12 protein-coding genes and 1 pseudogene are annotated in these 16453 nt (G+C 64.7%); 6 read left to right on the forward strand and 7 right to left on the reverse strand.

Annotated elements, in window-relative coordinates:
- The 5 genes from BEN49_RS01695 to BEN49_RS01715 form a co-directional block, all read left to right on the forward strand.
- Positions 1–1109: carbohydrate-binding family 9-like protein (locus BEN49_RS01695; protein ID WP_070739867.1), on the forward strand; the 1109-nt coding region annotated here is incomplete at its 5' end.
- 99 nt (positions 1110–1208) lie between these two features.
- Complete coding sequence (locus BEN49_RS01700) at positions 1209–2303, forward strand: family 10 glycosylhydrolase (RefSeq protein ID WP_070739870.1); 1095 nt, start codon at positions 1209–1211, stop codon at positions 2301–2303.
- Positions 2304–2379: 76 nt separating this feature from the next.
- Positions 2380–3696 carry a TSUP family transporter gene (locus BEN49_RS01705; protein ID WP_083325669.1) on the forward strand — a complete coding sequence of 439 codons (1317 nt, stop codon included), beginning with the start codon at positions 2380–2382 and terminating at the stop codon, positions 3694–3696.
- 60 nt (positions 3697–3756) lie between these two features.
- The gene (locus tag BEN49_RS01710; RefSeq protein ID WP_070739873.1) at positions 3757–3957 is read left to right on the forward strand and encodes a hypothetical protein; all 201 of its coding nucleotides are present in this window, start codon (positions 3757–3759) and stop codon (positions 3955–3957) included.
- An 18-nt stretch (positions 3958–3975) separates the two neighbouring features.
- Entirely contained in the window at positions 3976–4260 is a 285-nt protein-coding gene (locus BEN49_RS01715) for a type II toxin-antitoxin system RelE/ParE family toxin (protein WP_158022711.1), read from the forward strand.
- 74 nt (positions 4261–4334) lie between these two features.
- On the opposite strand, the gene amaB is transcribed toward BEN49_RS01715, so the two are convergent.
- Entirely contained in the window at positions 4335–5732 is a 1398-nt protein-coding gene (gene amaB / locus BEN49_RS01720; protein ID WP_317040379.1) for an L-piperidine-6-carboxylate dehydrogenase, read from the reverse strand.
- Positions 5733–6423: 691 nt separating this feature from the next.
- On the opposite strand from amaB, the pseudogene BEN49_RS01730 reads away from it, so the two are divergent.
- Positions 6424–9179 (forward strand): annotated as a pseudogene (locus BEN49_RS01730) (M16 family metallopeptidase); the annotation flags it as partial.
- A 122-nt stretch (positions 9180–9301) separates the two neighbouring features.
- Here the strand turns inward: BEN49_RS01730 and BEN49_RS01735 are convergent.
- The 6 genes from BEN49_RS01735 to BEN49_RS01760 all read right to left on the reverse strand — a co-directional run.
- Entirely contained in the window at positions 9302–9832 is a 531-nt protein-coding gene (locus BEN49_RS01735) for a Riean_0653 family protein (protein ID WP_070739886.1), read from the reverse strand.
- A 459-nt stretch (positions 9833–10291) separates the two neighbouring features.
- Positions 10292–11476, reverse strand: coding sequence for an AAA family ATPase (locus BEN49_RS01740; protein WP_070739889.1), 1185 nt, complete (start codon positions 11474–11476; stop codon positions 10292–10294).
- A gap of 287 nt (positions 11477–11763) precedes the next feature.
- The gene (locus BEN49_RS01745) at positions 11764–13284 is read right to left on the reverse strand and encodes a Do family serine endopeptidase (protein WP_070739892.1); all 1521 of its coding nucleotides are present in this window, start codon (positions 13282–13284) and stop codon (positions 11764–11766) included.
- A gap of 295 nt (positions 13285–13579) precedes the next feature.
- Positions 13580–14377, reverse strand: coding sequence for a hypothetical protein (locus tag BEN49_RS01750; protein ID WP_070739895.1), 798 nt, complete (start codon positions 14375–14377; stop codon positions 13580–13582).
- Between the two features lie 183 nt (positions 14378–14560).
- A complete protein-coding gene (locus BEN49_RS01755; protein ID WP_070739903.1) occupies positions 14561–15757 on the reverse strand; it encodes a M20 metallopeptidase family protein in 1197 nt (398 codons plus the stop codon).
- A 281-nt stretch (positions 15758–16038) separates the two neighbouring features.
- Positions 16039–16453 (reverse strand): hypothetical protein (locus BEN49_RS01760; RefSeq protein ID WP_204376027.1); only part of this gene is annotated, 415 nt, incomplete at its 5' end.

Below are 16453 nucleotides of genomic sequence, written 5' to 3' on the forward strand. Positions count from 1 at the left end.
CCCCGCCCGCCCGCCGCCGGGGCCCCACGGCGGCCGCCGCGCTCGCCGATTTCCAGGGCCTGGAGGCGCTGTTTACGCCGCCCAAAAATTACGTGGTGCCGCACACCGACCAGGCCCTGACGCTGGACGGCAACCTGACGGAAAGCGACTGGCAGCGGGCCCCCTGGACGACGGACTTCGTGGACATTGAGGGCGCGGCCAAGCCGCTGCCGGCATTCCGGACGCGGACCAAGATGCTGTGGAACGACTCGACGCTGTTCGTGGCCGCCACCTTGCAGGAGCCGCAGGTGTGGGCCACCCAAACCCACCACGACGACATTATTTACAAGGATAACGACTTTGAGATTTTTCTTAGCCCGACCAATAACACCAACCAATACTTTGAGGTTGAGGTAAATGCGCTAAACAAAACCTTCGAGCTATTCCTGCCCAAGCCCTACCGCAACGGCGGCGACGCGCTGGTGAGCTGGGACGCGGCCGGCCTGCGCTCGGGCGTGCAAATTGCCGGCACCCTGAACCATCCGCAGGACCAGGACCAGGGCTGGACCGTGGAGCTGGCCATCCCGCTCAGGGCCCTGTACATTGGCTACGACTGGCACCCGCCCACCGAGGGCGCGCTGTGGCGCATCAACTTTTCGCGCGTGGAATGGGACACCGACGCGGCCGGCAACCAGAATCCCAAGCGCAAAAACGCAGCCGGCAAGGACTTGCCCGAGCACAACTGGGTGTGGTCGCCGCAGGGCCTCGTCAACATGCACTACCCCGAGCGCTGGGGCTACTTGCAGTTCACGCGCCAGGCCAGCGCCGCGTTCACCCTGCCCTACGCCGAGCAGCAGCGGCGCTACCTGTGGCTGGTGTACTACCGCCAGCAGGCGTACCGCCAGCAGCACGGCCGCTACGCCGCCACGCTGGCTGAACTCAAAATAGGGCCCCGGCCCAGCATCGACGGCCAGGCCAACCAACTCCAGCTGGCCGCCACGGCCCGGCAGTTTTCCGCCACTGTGGCGGCCCCGGGGGCCCCGGGGGCCCCGGCCCTCCGCATCAACGACGAAGGACTCATCGAAACCCTGAAAGTAGTTTCGAGACCTACAGAGGAAATTAAAAATTAAAAGTGATGAATTAAAAACTTGATGGTCAGATTTTTAATTCATCACTTTTAATTTTTAATTCCTGTCTAACTCCTACCCATCTGTAACCCGCCCTCAGTTATGAACAGCCGCCGGAATTTTGTGAAGCGCAGCGTGGCCGCGGGCCTGTCGGCCGCCATTCTGCCCGCCGTGGCCGAAGCGGCCCTGCCCGCCGCGGGGGCCCCCAAGGCCCCGTGGAAGCATTGGGTGTGGACCAACCCCGACCCCAAAGACACGGCGACCGAGCTGGCCGAGCGCTACAAAAAATACTACGCGGCGGGCATCCGCGGCATCTTTTTCGAGGCCGACAGCGAGAAGCACTGCCGCGCAGCCAAGGCCCAGAAACTGGAGGCCCACCGCTGGATCTGGACGATGAACCGCGGCGAAAAGGCGCTGCTCGCCGCCCACCCCGAGTGGTACGCCGTGAGCCGCGCGGGCAAATCGTGCGCCACCCACCCGCCCTACGTGGACTACTACCGCTGGCTGTGCCCCTCGCGCCCCGAGGTCATCGAGTACCTGGCCAACGACTACGCCGCGGCCCTGAAGAAGGACTACGTGGACGGCGCGCACCTGGATTACGTGCGGTTTTGCGACGTGATTCTGCCGGTGAACCTGTGGGATAAGTACAAGATTGTGCAAACCAGCGAGCTGCCCGAGTACGACTTCTGCTACTGCCCGGTGTGCAAGGCGGCCTACCAAGCCGAGCACGGCATCGACATTGACACGGTGCAATTTCCGGAGGCCAGCCCCTCGTGGCGGCAGTTCCGCTACCAGCGCGTGAACCGGGTGGTGGCGCGGCTGATGGCCGTGGCGAAAGCTCACGGTAAGCCCCTGACGGCCGCCGTGTTCCCCACCCCCGACATTGCCCACCGCAACGTGAAGCAGGACTGGGTGAACTGGAACATCAGCGGCGTGTGCCCCATGATTTACCACGGCTTCTACAAGGAAAACGTGGCCTGGATTGGCCAGGCCGTGGCCGAAGGCGTGGGGGCCCTGAACGGCAAATTCCCACTGTACGCCGGCCTGTACCTGTCCGATTTCAAGAACGACGCCGAGGTGCAGCAAGGCATCGAGCTGGCCCTGCGCAACGGCGCGGCCGGCGTGTCGCTGTTCGGCAACGTGAGCGACGGCACCCTGGCGGCGCTAAAAACCGCGGCGGCGAAAGTGGGCGCCTAGCCCGGGCAGCCCCCCGCCCCGCCCAGGGCCCCCGCCGCTCCAAATTCCCCGATTAAGTTGTATTTTACCTGAGATTATGGCCACTGACTTGCTCGTACCTGCTCCGCCGGCCGCCGGCCGGGGCCCCGGCGCGGGGGCCCCAGCCGGGCCCTCGCTGCCCGTGTTCCTCGACCTGGAGCAGCGGCGGGTATTGCTGGTGGGCGGCGGCGACGAAGCCCTGGCCCAGCTCTCGGCCGTGCTGCACGAGCACCCGCACGCGGCCATCACGGTGGTGGCCCCGCACCTGCTGCCGGCCCTCTACGCCCTGGCCGCCGAGCACGAGCAGGTCATCCTGCGCCCCCGCACCTTCGAGCCCAACGACCTGGTGGGCCACGACCTGGTGCTGGTGGCCGCCACAGACGAGGCCCTGCACGGCCGCGTGCGGGCCGCTTCATCGGCCCGCCGGCTGCACGCCGTGGCCGCCCTCGGCCCCGCCGAGGAGGCTGCCGCCATCGACTACTGGCGGCGCGTGGCCAAGGCCACCTTGGGGGCCTTCGCCGTTTTTTTGGTGCTCAACATTTTGTCGTACTACTTCACCTGGCAGCAGGTGTGGGGCGTGGCCCGCTCGTCGGGCACGTTCTACACGTTTGTGGCGGTGGGCTTCATTGCCCAGCTCATCGACGGGATGCTGGGCATGGGCTACGGCGTGGTGTCGGCCATCAGCCTGATGTCGCTGGGGCTGAGCCCGGCGTCGGTCAGCGCCAGCATCCACACGGCCGAGATGTTCGCCAGCGGTGCTTCGGGCTACAACCACTACCGGTTCGGCAACGTCAACAAGCGCTTGTTCAAGGTACTGCTGCTGCCGGGCATCGCCGGCTCCATCAGCGGGGCCCTGCTGCTGGCCAAGTTCGGCGACGAGTACGCCAACATCATCAAGCCGGTGCTGGCGCTGTACTTGCTAGGGCTGGGCGTGCGCATCATCAGCAAGGCCGTGCGCAAGCAGGCCCAGCAGCGCCGCAAGGTGAAAAACGCCGGCTGGCTGGCCGGCGCCGGCGGCTTCCTCGACTCGTTCGGCGGCGGCGGCTGGGGGCCCCTGGTCACGAGCACGCTCATCGCCAACGGCCGCACGCCCAACTACGTCATCGGCACCGTCAGCCTGGTCGAGTTCTTCGTGACGTTCGCCAGCGCCCTCACGTTTATCTCGATTTTAGGCCTCTCGCACTGGCAAATTGTGGCGGGCCTCATCGTGGGCGGCGTGGCGGCCGCGCCCATCGCCGCCCGCCTGGCCGGCCGCCTGCCCACCCGCTGGATGTTTCTCGGCGTGGGCGCCATGGTGGTGGTGTGGAGCCTGTGGGCCCTGCGCAAAGTGGACGTGGCCGCCGTCTGGCACTACCTGGGGGCCCTGTTCAACTAACCAGCGGGCACTTTTGCCAGCGCGCGGGCGTACTTTGGTAGTGCATTAAATATATCTCCCATGACCAAGGAAAAGCTATTCGAAGCCGTCAAGGATTTACCTGAAACCTTCGAGCTGGAAGACCTTTTCGAGCGCTTAGTCCTCATCAAGCGAATTGAGGAAGGCCTTCGCCAAGCCGATAACGGCGAAACCCTGACTGAAAGCGAAGCCCGGGCCTACCTCGGCCGCTGGCTACCCGGCGCTGGGGTAGCGGCGGCGTAGCCAGCGGTTGGTATGCTATTGCACTACACCACCCGTTTCCTGCACGAAACCGACGAGCAAGCCGAGTACTTGGCCCAATACTCACCGGCCCGGGCCGGGCTATTCGTAGACGCCATTTTTCGCCAACTGGCACTGCTGAAGCCACACCCGCGCCTAGGGCGGGTAGTGCCGGAGTTTAGCGACGACGCAGTTCAGGAACTGCTATTCCGGCAGTATCGACTGGTTTACCGAATTACTTCTGAAGAACGCATCGACGTTCTGACGTTGCAAACTGGCCTGCGGCCGTTGCAATTGCCTCTTTAGTCACATAGCAAAAAAGCCCGCCTGAAGCATCAGGCGGGCCGTTCTTATTAATTACCAAATGCAGCCTGGGGGCCCTAAATGTCGAACTTAATACCCTGGGCCAGCGGCAGCTCGGTGGAGTAGTTGATGGTGTTGGTTTGGCGGCGCATGTACACTTTCCAAGCATCGGAGCCGGACTCGCGGCCGCCGCCGGTTTCCTTTTCGCCGCCGAACGCGCCGCCGATTTCGGCCCCGCTCGTGCCGATGTTCACGTTGGCAATGCCGCAGTCGGAGCCGCTGGCGGCCAGGAAGGCTTCGGCCTCGCGCATGTTCAGGGTGAAGATGCTGCTGCTCAGGCCTTGGCGCACGTCGTTTTGCAGGTCAATGGCGTTTTGCACGTCGCCGCGGTACTTGATGAGGTAGAGGATGGGCGCGAAGGTTTCTTCCTGCACCGTGGCGTAGTGGTTTTCCACTTCCACCAGCGCGGGCCGCACGTAGTGGCCGCCGGCGTATTCGGCGCCGCTCAGCACCTCGCCGCCAGTCAGCAATTTGCCGCCTTCGGCCTGCACTTTTTCCAGGGCCCCGGTGAAGGCCGTCACGGCGGCCCCGTCAATCAGGGGCCCCACGAGGGTGCCTTCCTGCAGCGGGTGGCCGATGGGGAGCTTGGGGTAGGTGGCCAGCAGGCGCTGCTTCACGTCTTCAAAAATGCTGTCTTCGATAATGACGCGGCGGGTGCTGGTGCAGCGCTGCCCGGCCGTGCCCACCGCCCCAAATACGATGGCGCGGATGGCGATGTTGAGGTCGGCGTTTTGGGTGACGATGATGGCGTTGTTGCCGCCCAGCTCCAGCAGGGCGCGGCCCAGGCGGGCCCCCACCACTTCGCCCACCTTGCGGCCCATGCGGGTGCTGCCCGTGGCCGACACCAGCGGCACGCGCCGGTCGGCGGCCATGGCCGCGCCGATGGTGGCGTCGCCGATAATCAGGTTGAACACGCCTTCGGGGATGTCGTTGTCGGCCAGCACGCTGCGGATGATGTGCTGCACGGCCACGGCCGTGAGCGGCGTTTTCTCCGACGGCTTCCAGATGCTGACGTCGCCGCACACGGCGGCCAGCATGGCGTTCCAGCTCCACACGGCCACCGGGAAGTTGAAGGCCGAGATGATGCCCACCACGCCCAGCGGCTGGTACTGGTCGTACATGCGGTGCGCGGGCCGCTCCGAGTGCATGGTGAAGCCGTGCAGCTGCCGGCTCAGGCCCACGGCAAAGTCGCAGATGTCAATCATTTCCTGCACTTCGCCCAGGCCTTCTTGCAGGATTTTGCCCATCTCGGCGCTGACCAGCTTGCCCAGCGGCTCCTTGCAATCGCGCAGTTTGTTGCCAATCTGGCGCACGATGTCGCCGCGCTTGGGGGCCGGCACCAGGCGCCAGGTTTTGAAGGCTTCCTGGGCGGCCTGCACCACGGTTTCGTAGTCGGCGGCCGTGGCGAAGGCCACGCTGGCAATGCGCTGGCCGTCAGCGGGCGCGTTGATGACGCGGCGGTCGGCGTTGGGGCCCCGCCCCAGGTGCGGCCGGTGGCGTAGGCTGCGTTGTCGGTTTCCACGCCGAGCTGGCGCAGCACGTCTTGCAGGCCGTGGGGGTCGGCGTGGAGGTGGCCGCCGGGCACGGCGAGGTCGGCGGCGGTTTCTTGTTCGAGGGCTTGCTTCATCTTCTAATAGAACGGGGATGGGAAGGCAACGGTGGGGGCCTCGCGCGGCGGCGGGGCCCCGGCAAAAGTAGGGCCCCCACCGGGCCCCCACCGGCCCGCTGCCCCGGGGGCCCCAGGTCGCCGGCCCGGTGCAGCGCCCAGTGAAGAACCCCTGTCTTTTACGCCTAACTTGCTAACAGATTCACATTTTCTCATTCCTTCTTCTAATGATGCAAAAAAGACTCTGGCTGATGGGCTTGGGCACGGCGCTAGCCCTGCAACCGGCCGCTGCCCAAACCAAAAAAGCTCCCACGCCCAAGCCCAAAACCGTGGTGGCCACCAAGCCCGCCGCTACCGGCGCCAAGCTGGTCGAAACCGTGGTGCGCAAGCCCGGGGCCCTCACCATTCCCTACAGCAAGTACGTGCTACCCAACGGCTTGACTGTAATCGTGACAGAGGACCACTCTGACCCGCTGGTGCACGTGGACGTGACCTACCACGTGGGTTCGGCCCGCGAGCAAATCGGCAAGTCGGGCTTTGCCCACTTCTTCGAGCACATGATGTTCCAGGGCTCCGACCACGTGGGCGACCAGCAGCACTTCAAGTTGGTGACGGCCGCCGGCGGCACCCTCAACGGCAGCACCAACCAGGACCGCACCAACTACTACGAGACGGTGCCAAGCAACCAGGTGGAAACCGCAATGTGGCTCGAAGCCGACCGCATGGGCTTCCTGCTGGACGCCGTGAGCCAGAAGAAGTTCGAGATTCAGCGCTCGACGGTGAAAAATGAGCGCGGCCAGAACTACGACAACCGCCCCTACGGCCTGGCCAGCGAGTACGTGGCCAAAACGCTGTACCCCTACGGCCACCCCTACTCCTGGCTGACCATCGGCTACCTCAAGGACCTCGACGCCTCGAACGTCAACGACCTCAAGAACTTCTTTTTGCGCTGGTACGGCCCCAACAACGCCACCCTAACCGTGGGCGGCGACGTGAAAACGGCCGACGTGATAAAGTACGCCGAGAAGTACTTCGGGCCCATCAAGCGGGGCCCGCCGTGCAAAGCCAACACCTGCCCGCGCCCGTGCTGAGCGCCGACCGCTACGTGAGCTACGAGGACAACGTGCGCTTCCCGCTGGTGGAAATGGTGTTCCCGACCGTGCCCGAGAACACGCCCGACGACGTAGCGCTCCAAGCGCTGGCTGAAATCATCGGGCAGGGCAATAACTCGCTGCTCTACAAAAACCTGGTGAAAAACCAGCAGGCCGTGCAGGCCGTGGCCTACAGCAACACCTCGGAGCTGGCCGGTGAATTCATTGTCCAGGCCCGCGCCTTCCCCGGCAAAGGACTGGACAGCACCGAAGTGCGCCTGCGCAACAGCCTGGCCGAGTTTGAGAGAACCGGCGTGAGTGACGCTGCCCTCCAGCGCTTCAAGGCCAGCCGCGAGGCCCAGGTGGTAAACGGCCTGGCCAGCGTGCAGGGCAAGGTGAGCGTACTGGCCGCCTACCAAACCTACACCGGCAACCCCAACTACCTGGCCGTGGAATTGCAGCGCCTGCGGGCCCTCACCAAGGCCGATGTGCAGCGCGTGTACGACAAGTACCTCAAGGGCAAGCACGCCGTTATCCTGAGCGTGGTACCCAAGGGCAAGCCCGAAATGGTAGCCAAAAAGGACAACTACGCCGTGGACCCCGCGGGCTACCAGGCCCCCAAGGACCAGTACGCCGGCCTGACCTACGTGAAAGCCCAGGACACCTTCGACCGCAACGTGCAGCCCAAGAGCAGCGGCAACCCCGTGGTGAAAGTGCCCACGTTGTACGAAACCACGTTTGACAACGGCTTGAAAGTGGTGGGCACCCGCAACACCGAAATCCCGGCCGTGACGATGCTGCTCACCATCCGCGGCGGCCACCGGCTGGAGCAGGCCACCCCCGGCAAGGCCGGCATTGCGGCCCTCACGGCGGCCATGATGAACGAAGGCACCCAGAAGTATACCAGCGAAGAAGTAGAAGCGGCCCTTGACCAGCTCGGCAGTGCCGTGCGCGTGGGCGCCGGTGACGAAAACACGACCGTGTACATCCAGTCGCTGACCAAGAACATCCCCGCTACCCTGGCCATCGTGCAGGAGGTGCTGCTGCACCCGCGCTTCGACGCCGCCGAATTTGCCCGCCTCAAAAAGCAAACCCTGGAGGGCATTGCCAACCAGGTAACGCTGCCGGTGGCCATCGCCAACAACACCTACAGCCGCCTGCTGTACGGCCCGAACAGCATCATGAGCGTGCCCGCCAACGGCACCACGGCGTCGGTAACGGGCATCACGCTCGACGACGTGAAGGCCTTTTACGCCGCCAACTACGCGCCCAACGTGTCGTCGCTGGTGGTGGTGGGCGACGTGGCCGAGGCCGACGTGCTGCCCCAGCTGGGCTTCCTGAAAACCTGGGCTAAAAAGGACGTGGTGGTGCCGCCCACGGTGGCCGCCATTGCGCAGCCCGACAAAACGCGCGTGTATTTTGTGGACAAGTCCGGCGCGGCGCAGTCGGAAATCCGGGTGGGCTACCTCACCACGCTGCCCTACGACGCCACCGGCGACTACTACAAGGCTTACCTGACCAACTACGTGCTGGGGGGCGCCTTCAATTCGCGCATCAACCTGAACCTGCGCGAGAACAAGGGCTACACCTACGGGGCCCGCTCGGGCTTCCAGAGCACGCGCAACCCGGGGCCCTTCACGGCCCAGGCCGGCGTGCGCGCCGACGCCACCGCCGCCTCGGTGAAGGAGTTCATGAGCGAGCTGACCGGCTACCGCACCGGCATCACCGACGACGAGCTGGCCTTCCTGCAATCGTCGGTGGGCCAGAGCGACGCCTTGAAGTACGAAACCGGCGGCCAGAAAGCGGCCTTCCTCTCCCGCCTGGTCGAGTACAACCTCAAGCCCGACTACGTGAACCAGCAGGCCGACATCCTGAAAAACCTGACCCGCGCCGACGTGCAAGCCGCCGCCCAGAAGGACCTGCCTGACAACATGTACATCGTGGTAGTGGGCGATAAAAAGCAGCTGCCCGCCGTGCAGGCCCTGGGCTACGAGGTGGTGGAGCTGGACGCCGACGGCAAGCCCGCGCCCGCTGCGGCCCCCGCCCCGGAAGCCGCCGCCGTTCCGGCCCCCATGCCCGCCGAGCCCGTGGGCAAGACGAAGCGCAAACGCAAGGACGCCGACGGCAAGACGACCAAGGACGTGACCCGCCCCGGCGACGCCAAGTAGGCCCGCTGCTACTCCCAAAAAGGCCCCGCCGGACGTTCCGGTGGGGCCTTTTTGCTGCGGTTTAGGGCCCCAGGGGCCCTGGCCGGGCAATGCGCGTTTATAACGAAAAACAGGAGCAGCTACAGTTTCTTATCGAAGCGCCCTTGCGTGACTTTTATGGTGTCACAGCCCGGTCTGTAGAGGGTGAAGGCGAACGTGCCCGCGATGACGCCCCGCGCCAAATCCAGCCGGGTGACCGTCAAGGTGCCCGTGCGATAGGTCAAGCTCGGGGCTTCTAAAAACTCTTTGCACGGAGCTTCCCGTGCGAGATCCGCAAAAAAAGCCTCACGGTCGCCGCTGAGTACAAGGGGATAACTTCCCGGCTGTGCAATCCGGTTTCCGCCAAATATTAAGTATTGTTCATGAGCCGCTCCGTCTGGGTAGCGGTACACGCGCACCTGCAAATTGCCCCCGCGGTAGCCTGGGTCGTACGTGACAATGAAATTAGGGCGGCTGTTGTAGCCTTGGGGCGTCCAAGGTTGGCCGTTGAGCAAGCAGCCGAAGGCGTTGGCCCCGGTTTGCGTGGCGGGGGGCAGTTGGTCGGCCGGGGCGGGGGCGTCTTTTTTGCAGCCTAGCAGCAGGGCCAGGGGCAACAGCAATAAGGCTTTCATGGATACAAAAGCGGGAATGGCTCACTGACACCGGCCGCAGGGCAGCTACCGGGTACTGGTACCAAACCTACCGCTCCGGCAGAAGCCGGCCAAACCAATAATTGAACCCGTTAGACATTTAAAATCGGCCATCTGTCGCTGTAATCTATTGTATAACAAACAACTAATCAATAATAATTAGGCGCGCGCATTCCGCCTGATTTCCCCAGGGTAGCCCGGCGCCACCGGGGCCCCACGCCGCGGCTTGGTAGCCCGCCGTACCGCCGGCGCCGGGCGCAGCGCGGGGAGTGGCCCGCCCCGGGGAGCGGATGGCGCGGGGTACCGAGAGCGGCTTCTGAATCGGGGTACAATCGGTACGGACGGCTTGTGTCACGGCGGGCCGCGCCGTTCTACCGCATTGGACATACCGGCTCGGCCGCCCCAATGCGGGATTTGCGCCGCCGTGGGGCCCCTGGGCCGCTACCGCAGCACGGCGTCGGGCGCGGCGGCGCGGGTGAGGCTACGAAAGGCGTAGTCACCGTCGCCCTGCACGGTGCGCAGCTCCTCGTCGGAAAGCTGGCGGATTTTGGTTTGGTAGTCCTGGTAGTAGGCCACGAACACGGCCAGCTCCAGGGCCCTATTTTCGAAGGGCACCATGTTTTCGATGACCTGCGTGAACAGGTGGGGGCTATGGGTGGTGATAAAAAACTGGTTGCCGTTGCCGGCCACAATGCGGCGCACCAGCTCGGTGGCGTAGTCGGGGTAGAGGTGGGTTTCGGGTTCTTCCAGTAGCAGCACGGCTTTGCGGTTCGATTCGAGCACGGCCAACAGGAAGCCGTAGTGGCGCAGCGCGTCGCCGGTGCTGTGGTAAGGGTACACGTGGCTCAGGCCGTCCAGCTCCTTGGAAATCTCCAGCCGGCCCGCGTCCACGCGCACGCGCAGGGCCAGGCCCTGGGCAGCAAACAGGCCCATGAACTCGCGGCGCAGCTCGGCGTTGGTTTCCAGCACCCGCACTAGGTTGTCGCCGTGGGGCGGGAACAGGGCCGCGCCCGGCCGGGCCACGGCCAGCTTGGCCTCGCTGCGGAAGCGGTAGGCCTTCACGGCCTGCGGGTACCAGGGCGAGCCCGACGACAGGTAGCGGGCCTCGGTGGGGGCCCCCAGCCCGGGGCGGCCGCGCTTGCCCAGCTCGGTGTAGTAGTAGCCGCCCGGCGTGGGCGGGGCCCCGGTGCGCAGCAGGTAGGCCCCCAGCCGGTCGAGCAGGGCCCCGTCGTCGCCGGCCCGCGAGAGGTGGCCGCCGGCCAGGGGCGTGCCCATCTGGGTGCGCAGCTCTCGGTAGGCATCTTGGCTGAAGCTGGCGTAGCGGTAGCCGGGGCTCTGGCTGGCCTTGCCCAGCAGGCACAGGTCGCGGTCGGTTTCGATTTTGATGGGGCTAGCCGTCAGGTTGTCGTGGAACAGCTGGCGGGGCTTGTCGTAGCGCACGAAGCTGCCCACGAACTTGTCCTGCTGCTCGTAGGGCACGCTGCCCAGCAGGCTCATGGCCTCCAGCACGGTCGATTTGCCCGCGTTGGGCTGCCCAATGATGATGTTCACCCGCCGCGGGTGCAGCAACGCACTGCGAATCGACTTAAAGTTTTGGATGTGCAGCGTGTTGATGGCGGAGTCCATGCAGGGGCTGGGCGGTGACGTGGGCAGCGGGCAAGCCTAGCAGCCCATTACGCGAAAAAAAGCGCAACAGACTTTAGGGCAAGCCAACAAACATACAACCCGAACAATGAAATAATTGAATTTTCAAGCATCTCATCCAACGCTTTAGTATCCTAATGTTCAAATACTTGCAGGCAATAGTATTCGACCGCGAAGCGACTAAAAACCTTCCAATTTATCCCCAAAAAATACCCCAAAAAAAGCCCCGGCCGAATCGGCCGGGGCTTGCTACTGAGGGCCTGGGGGCCCTACTCCTGCCCGATGGGGTAGAAGGATTTGCGGCCGTCGGGGTACACGCCTTCAACGAGGGCCCCCGAGTTGTCGCGGGCCTGATCGAGGTAGGCCTGCACGTCGGCGGGCTTGCGCACCAGGTTCTTGTCGATGCGGGTGATGATGAAGCCATCAGCCATCCCGGTTTCGCGGAAGTTGCTGCCTTTGATGCCCGTAATCACGGCCCCGCCTTTGATGTCGAGCTTGTTCTGAAGCTGCGTGGGCACTACCGAGAGGGTCGCGCCTTCGTACTTCACGGAAGCGGCTAGGGTGGGCTCGCGCACCACGGCCGTGGTGCCGGTGGCGTTGCGCAGGGTAGCCGTTACGGTGGTGGGCGTGGTGCCGCGCAGGTAGGTTACCTTGATCTGGTCGCCGGGGCGGAAACGCGCCACCTGCTCTTGCAGCTGCGACGAGGTATTGACGGCCAGGCCGTTAATATCGGTGATGATGTCGCCTTCTTTGAGGCCAGCGGCGGCAGCGGAGCTGTTGGGCGTGAGGCCGGCCACGTACAGGCCGTTCAGGTTGGCCAGCTTCTTCTCAGCGGCCAGGCTGGCGTCCACTTCGCGCATCTGCACGCCGAGCAGGGCGCGCTGCACCACTTTATACTTCAGTAAGTCGTCGACCACCTTGCTCACCAGCGCGCTGGGGATGGCGAAGGAGTAGCCCTCGTAGCTGCCCGTGTGCGAGGCAATGGCCGAGTTGATGCCCACTAGGTCGCCGCTCAGGTTCACCAGGGCCCCACCCGAGTTGCCGGGGTTCACCACGGCGTCGGTCTGGATAAACGACTCGATGCCCATGCCGTCCTCACGGCGCAGGATGTTGATGTTGCGGCCCTTGGCCGAAATAATACCGGCGGTTACGGTTGAGTTTAGGCTGAACGGGTTACCCACGGCCAGCACCCACTGGCCCACCTTCACCTCGTCAGAGTTGCCGTACTTCACGAAGGGCAGGTTGTCGGCTTTCACCTTCAGCACGGCCAGGTCGGTGTTGGGGTCGGCGCCCACCAGCTCCGCTTCGTAGCGGCGCTTGTCGTCCATCACCACCGTAATTTTCGAAGCCTTGTCAATCACGTGGTTGTTGGTCACGATGTAGCCGTTGGCCGCAATGATGACGCCTGAGCCGGAGCCTTCGCCCCCGCCGCGCTGCTCACGATCTTCGCCCTGCCCCTGGCCCTCGCCCCCGTCGCCAAAAAACTGGCGCAGGAAGGGGTCCATTTGCATCCGGCGGCGCTGCTGGCTTTGCGGCGCGGCGGCGTATTCGGTCATCACGTGCACCACGGCGGGCGTCACGGCGGCCGCAGCGGCCACAAAGTTCAGGCCCTCGGGGGCGGCGTAGGTGCTGCTGCGCATGGCCGACGTATAGCGCACGTTTGGGTCGGCGGCCAGCACGGTTTGGGTGGTGCGGGGTGCGGGTTCCAAAAGCTTGTACCCGCCCACAGCCACGCCTCCGCCCAGTATGGCGGAACCGAACAGGCCGAGCATCATTTGTTTTGCTTGCATGGTTGGTAAAGAGGAAGATAGTAGAATTAAAAACGAAACCGGCCAGCCAAGGTTTGCCGCCCGCCGGGGCCCCACAACGCACGAGGGAGTCGAATTCGTGCGGCAAGGTTGCCTGCTTAAATAAAGCGAATTGGCCCCCCAATGGTTCGCCCCCGCGGGGACCAGCTCCGGCCCACCAAGCTACAATACTTGGGCCAATAAAAAAAGCGCCTCCACAAGGCGCCTTTTTTACCGATATAAAACGGCCAGGGGCCCCGGCGGGCGGCAAATTCGTCAGGCCGCGGCCGGGTCCGGCCTAGTGCTGGGTGGGCAGTTGCTGCCGGCCCTCCGCGCCCCGGCCTGCCCCGAAAGTGTAGCGCAGGTCGAGGCCCAGCAGTGGGGTGCGCACGTTAACGTTGCCGCCCGCCGTTTGCTGGCCCATGACGTTGTACTGCGGCAGTGTAGCGAAGTAATCGGCGCCGTAGGCAAACCAGGGCGTGAAATCGAAGCCAGGGCCCGTGCGCACCCCCACTTCGGCCCGCAGGTTGGTGTACTGGATGAACCGCTCGCCAGGGTCGCCGGCGTCCTTTTGCAGGCGCAGGTGGGTAGCGGCCTCGAAGCTGAGGCGGGGGCGCAGGGCCAGGCCGGTGGCCGGGTCGGCCCCGCCGAGGGGAATAATTTTCTCCAAATCGAGCCGCAGCCGCACCCAGTTCTGGTTGGAGGACGGCGAGAAGTTGCCGGTGTAGAAGCGCCGCTCCACGCTCAGGCGCTGCCCGAAGGTGAGGGGCCCCAGGGCCGAGCGGTGGCGCAGCAGCACCTCGGGCACCAGCACCGAGCTGCCGGTGCCGTAGCGTAGGGCCACCGCGCGCGCCCCCCAGCTCCACTTAGGGCCCCAGAAGTGCTCGTAGGCCAGGGCGGCGAAAGTTTGGGTCAGGTATTTTTCTTGGGCAAACTGGGTGGTGCCCACGTTCAGGAGCAGGTAGTCGCCGTTGCGCAGGGCCAGCTCGGCCTGGGCGGCGGGCACCAGGACTAGGGGGTTGGCATCGCGGCTGGTTTGGGCGCGGGCGGGCCCCAGGGCCCCCAGCAAGGGCAGCGTTAGTAATAAGCGGCGCATAGCGGTGGTAATGATTGGGATAGAATAAGGGGCAGTTTGACTTGTTTTTTTGGCTTTTGGAACAATGTAGAGACGCATCCTTGCGTCTCTGTCTTGAACGACTTGTCCGAAAACTGTTCAAGCCTGAGACGCAAGGATGCGTCTCTACATCGTGCTGAGATTAACTCAAACCACCCCTTAAAGCTACTGCCCGGCCAGCGCTTGCAGCTCGCGCACGGCCAGCCAGGCCATCAGGCCGGGGCCCACGGCGAGGGCCTTTTCGTCGATGTCGAACGTGGGCGTGTGCACCGAGGCGGCGAAGCGGCCGTCGGGGGCCCGGGTGCCCAGGCGGTAGAAGCAGGCCGGGGCCGCCTGCGAGAAGTAGGCAAAGTCTTCGGCCGCCATCCACTGGTCCAATTCCACCACGTTTTCGGGGCCCAGGTAGGCTTCGGCGGCGGCGCGGGTGCGGGCGGTGAGGGCGGGCTCGTTTTCCAGGTACGGGTAGCCGCGGCGGATTTCCAGCTCGCACACCGCGCCCATGCTGGCGGCCAGGCCCTCGCAGAGCTGGCGCAGGTGCTGGTGGGCCTCGTTGCGCCACTCCTCGTTCAGGGTCCGGAAGGTGCCTTCGATGTACACCTCGTTGGGAATGACATTGGTAGCGCCGTTGGCAATCACCTTCCCGAAGGAGAGCACCGAGGGCAGCTTGGGATTGGCGCGGCGGCTCACAATTTGCTGCGCCGCCACGATGATGTGGGCCGCCACCAGCACCGGGTCGAGGTTTTGCTCCGGCATGGCCCCGTGGCCGCCCTTGCCCTTAATGGTGAGGTACAGCTCGTCGGTGCTGGCCATGTAGCGGCCAGGGCGCAGCCCGATTTTACCGGCCGGCAGCTGCGGGAACACGTGCTGCCCGAGCACACTACCGGGCGCGGGGTTTTCGAGCACGCCCTCGGCAATCATCAGCGAGGCGCCGCCCGGCAGGCGCTCCTCGCCGGGCTGGAACAGCAGCTTCACGGTGCCGGGCAGCTGACCGGCCTCCTTCAGGGCCACGAAAATGCGCGCCGCGCCCAGCAGCGAGGCCGTGTGCACGTCGTGACCGCAGGCGTGCATCACGCCGGCGTTCTGCGATTTGTAGTCGACCTCGTTTAGCTCCTGGATAGGCAGCGCGTCCATGTCGGCGCGCAGGGCCACGGTGGGGGCCCCGGCGGGGCCCTCCACCAAGGCCACCAAGCCGGTGCCGGCCACAGGCTGCGGGTCGAGGCCCAGCTTGCGCAGCTCGGCGGCCACGTAAGCGGCGGTGGCCGTTTCCTCAAACGACAGCTCGGGGTGAGCGTGCAGGTGCCGGCGCACGGCCACGGTATCGGCGGCGTGGGCGGCGGCCAGGCGCTGGATGGTTTGAACCACGGATTTATCGGATTGGTCGGATTGCACGGATTTTGGGGACGATTTAAGGACGATGCTTTTTGGGCGTTTAAGCTATTTAGAACGTCATGCAACGCGCAGCGAAGCATCTTTGCAACGTAACTAATCACAATTACTGCCGCGGAAAAGATGCTTCGCTGCGCGCTGCATGACGGCCTGCTTTGTACGATTCCCTTGTTCGGGAATAGTTCTAATGGTTACACGAGTTGATACCCCCAGCCTAATCGTTCCCAAAATCTAACAAATCCGCCTTAATCCGTGATTTACTGGGTTTTGTTGAGCACTACTTGCGTGGCCTCCACTTCGGCGCGCTGGGTGAGGCCGCGCAGGCGGGACTTGGCGCGGGCCGCCTCCAGCCGGGTGAGGTAGTCGCCCACGTAGAGGCGGTACACGGGGGCCTTAAAGGTGAGGTAGTCCGTCTCGTCGGGGTAGCGCCCGATGACGGCGCGGCGGATGGCCATGGCTTGGTCGCGCTCCAGGCCCAGGTACACCAGCAAGCGGTAGCCCTGGGCGTATTTCACGTTCTGGTTGGTGAAGGCTTGGTCGCGCAGGCGCTGCTCCGCCTGGGCGTTCACCTGGTTGGTGGGCAGCACGGCGGGGCGGGCGGGCGCAACCACCGGCCGGGCCCCAGGGGCCCCAGCGGGCGGCGCCGGCACGGGCAAGCGGTAGGTCGCGCAG

The sequence above is a fragment of the Hymenobacter coccineus genome (genome assembly GCF_001816125.1).
Classification (GTDB): domain Bacteria; phylum Bacteroidota; class Bacteroidia; order Cytophagales; family Hymenobacteraceae; genus Hymenobacter; species Hymenobacter coccineus.

Coding starts and splice junctions, on each gene's coding strand:
- BEN49_RS01700 (WP_070739870.1), top strand. CDS start 1,209: ATGAACAGCCGCCGGAATTTTGTGAAGCGCAGCGTGGCCGCGGGCCTG.
- BEN49_RS01705 (WP_083325669.1), top strand. CDS start 2,380: ATGGCCACTGACTTGCTCGTACCTGCTCCGCCGGCCGCCGGCCGGGGC.
- BEN49_RS01710 (WP_070739873.1), top strand. CDS start 3,757: ATGACCAAGGAAAAGCTATTCGAAGCCGTCAAGGATTTACCTGAAACC.
- BEN49_RS01735 (WP_070739886.1), bottom strand. CDS start 9,832: ATGAAAGCCTTATTGCTGTTGCCCCTGGCCCTGCTGCTAGGCTGCAAA.
- BEN49_RS01740 (WP_070739889.1), bottom strand. CDS start 11,476: ATGGACTCCGCCATCAACACGCTGCACATCCAAAACTTTAAGTCGATT.
- BEN49_RS01745 (WP_070739892.1), bottom strand. CDS start 13,284: ATGCAAGCAAAACAAATGATGCTCGGCCTGTTCGGTTCCGCCATACTG.
- BEN49_RS01750 (WP_070739895.1), bottom strand. CDS start 14,377: ATGCGCCGCTTATTACTAACGCTGCCCTTGCTGGGGGCCCTGGGGCCC.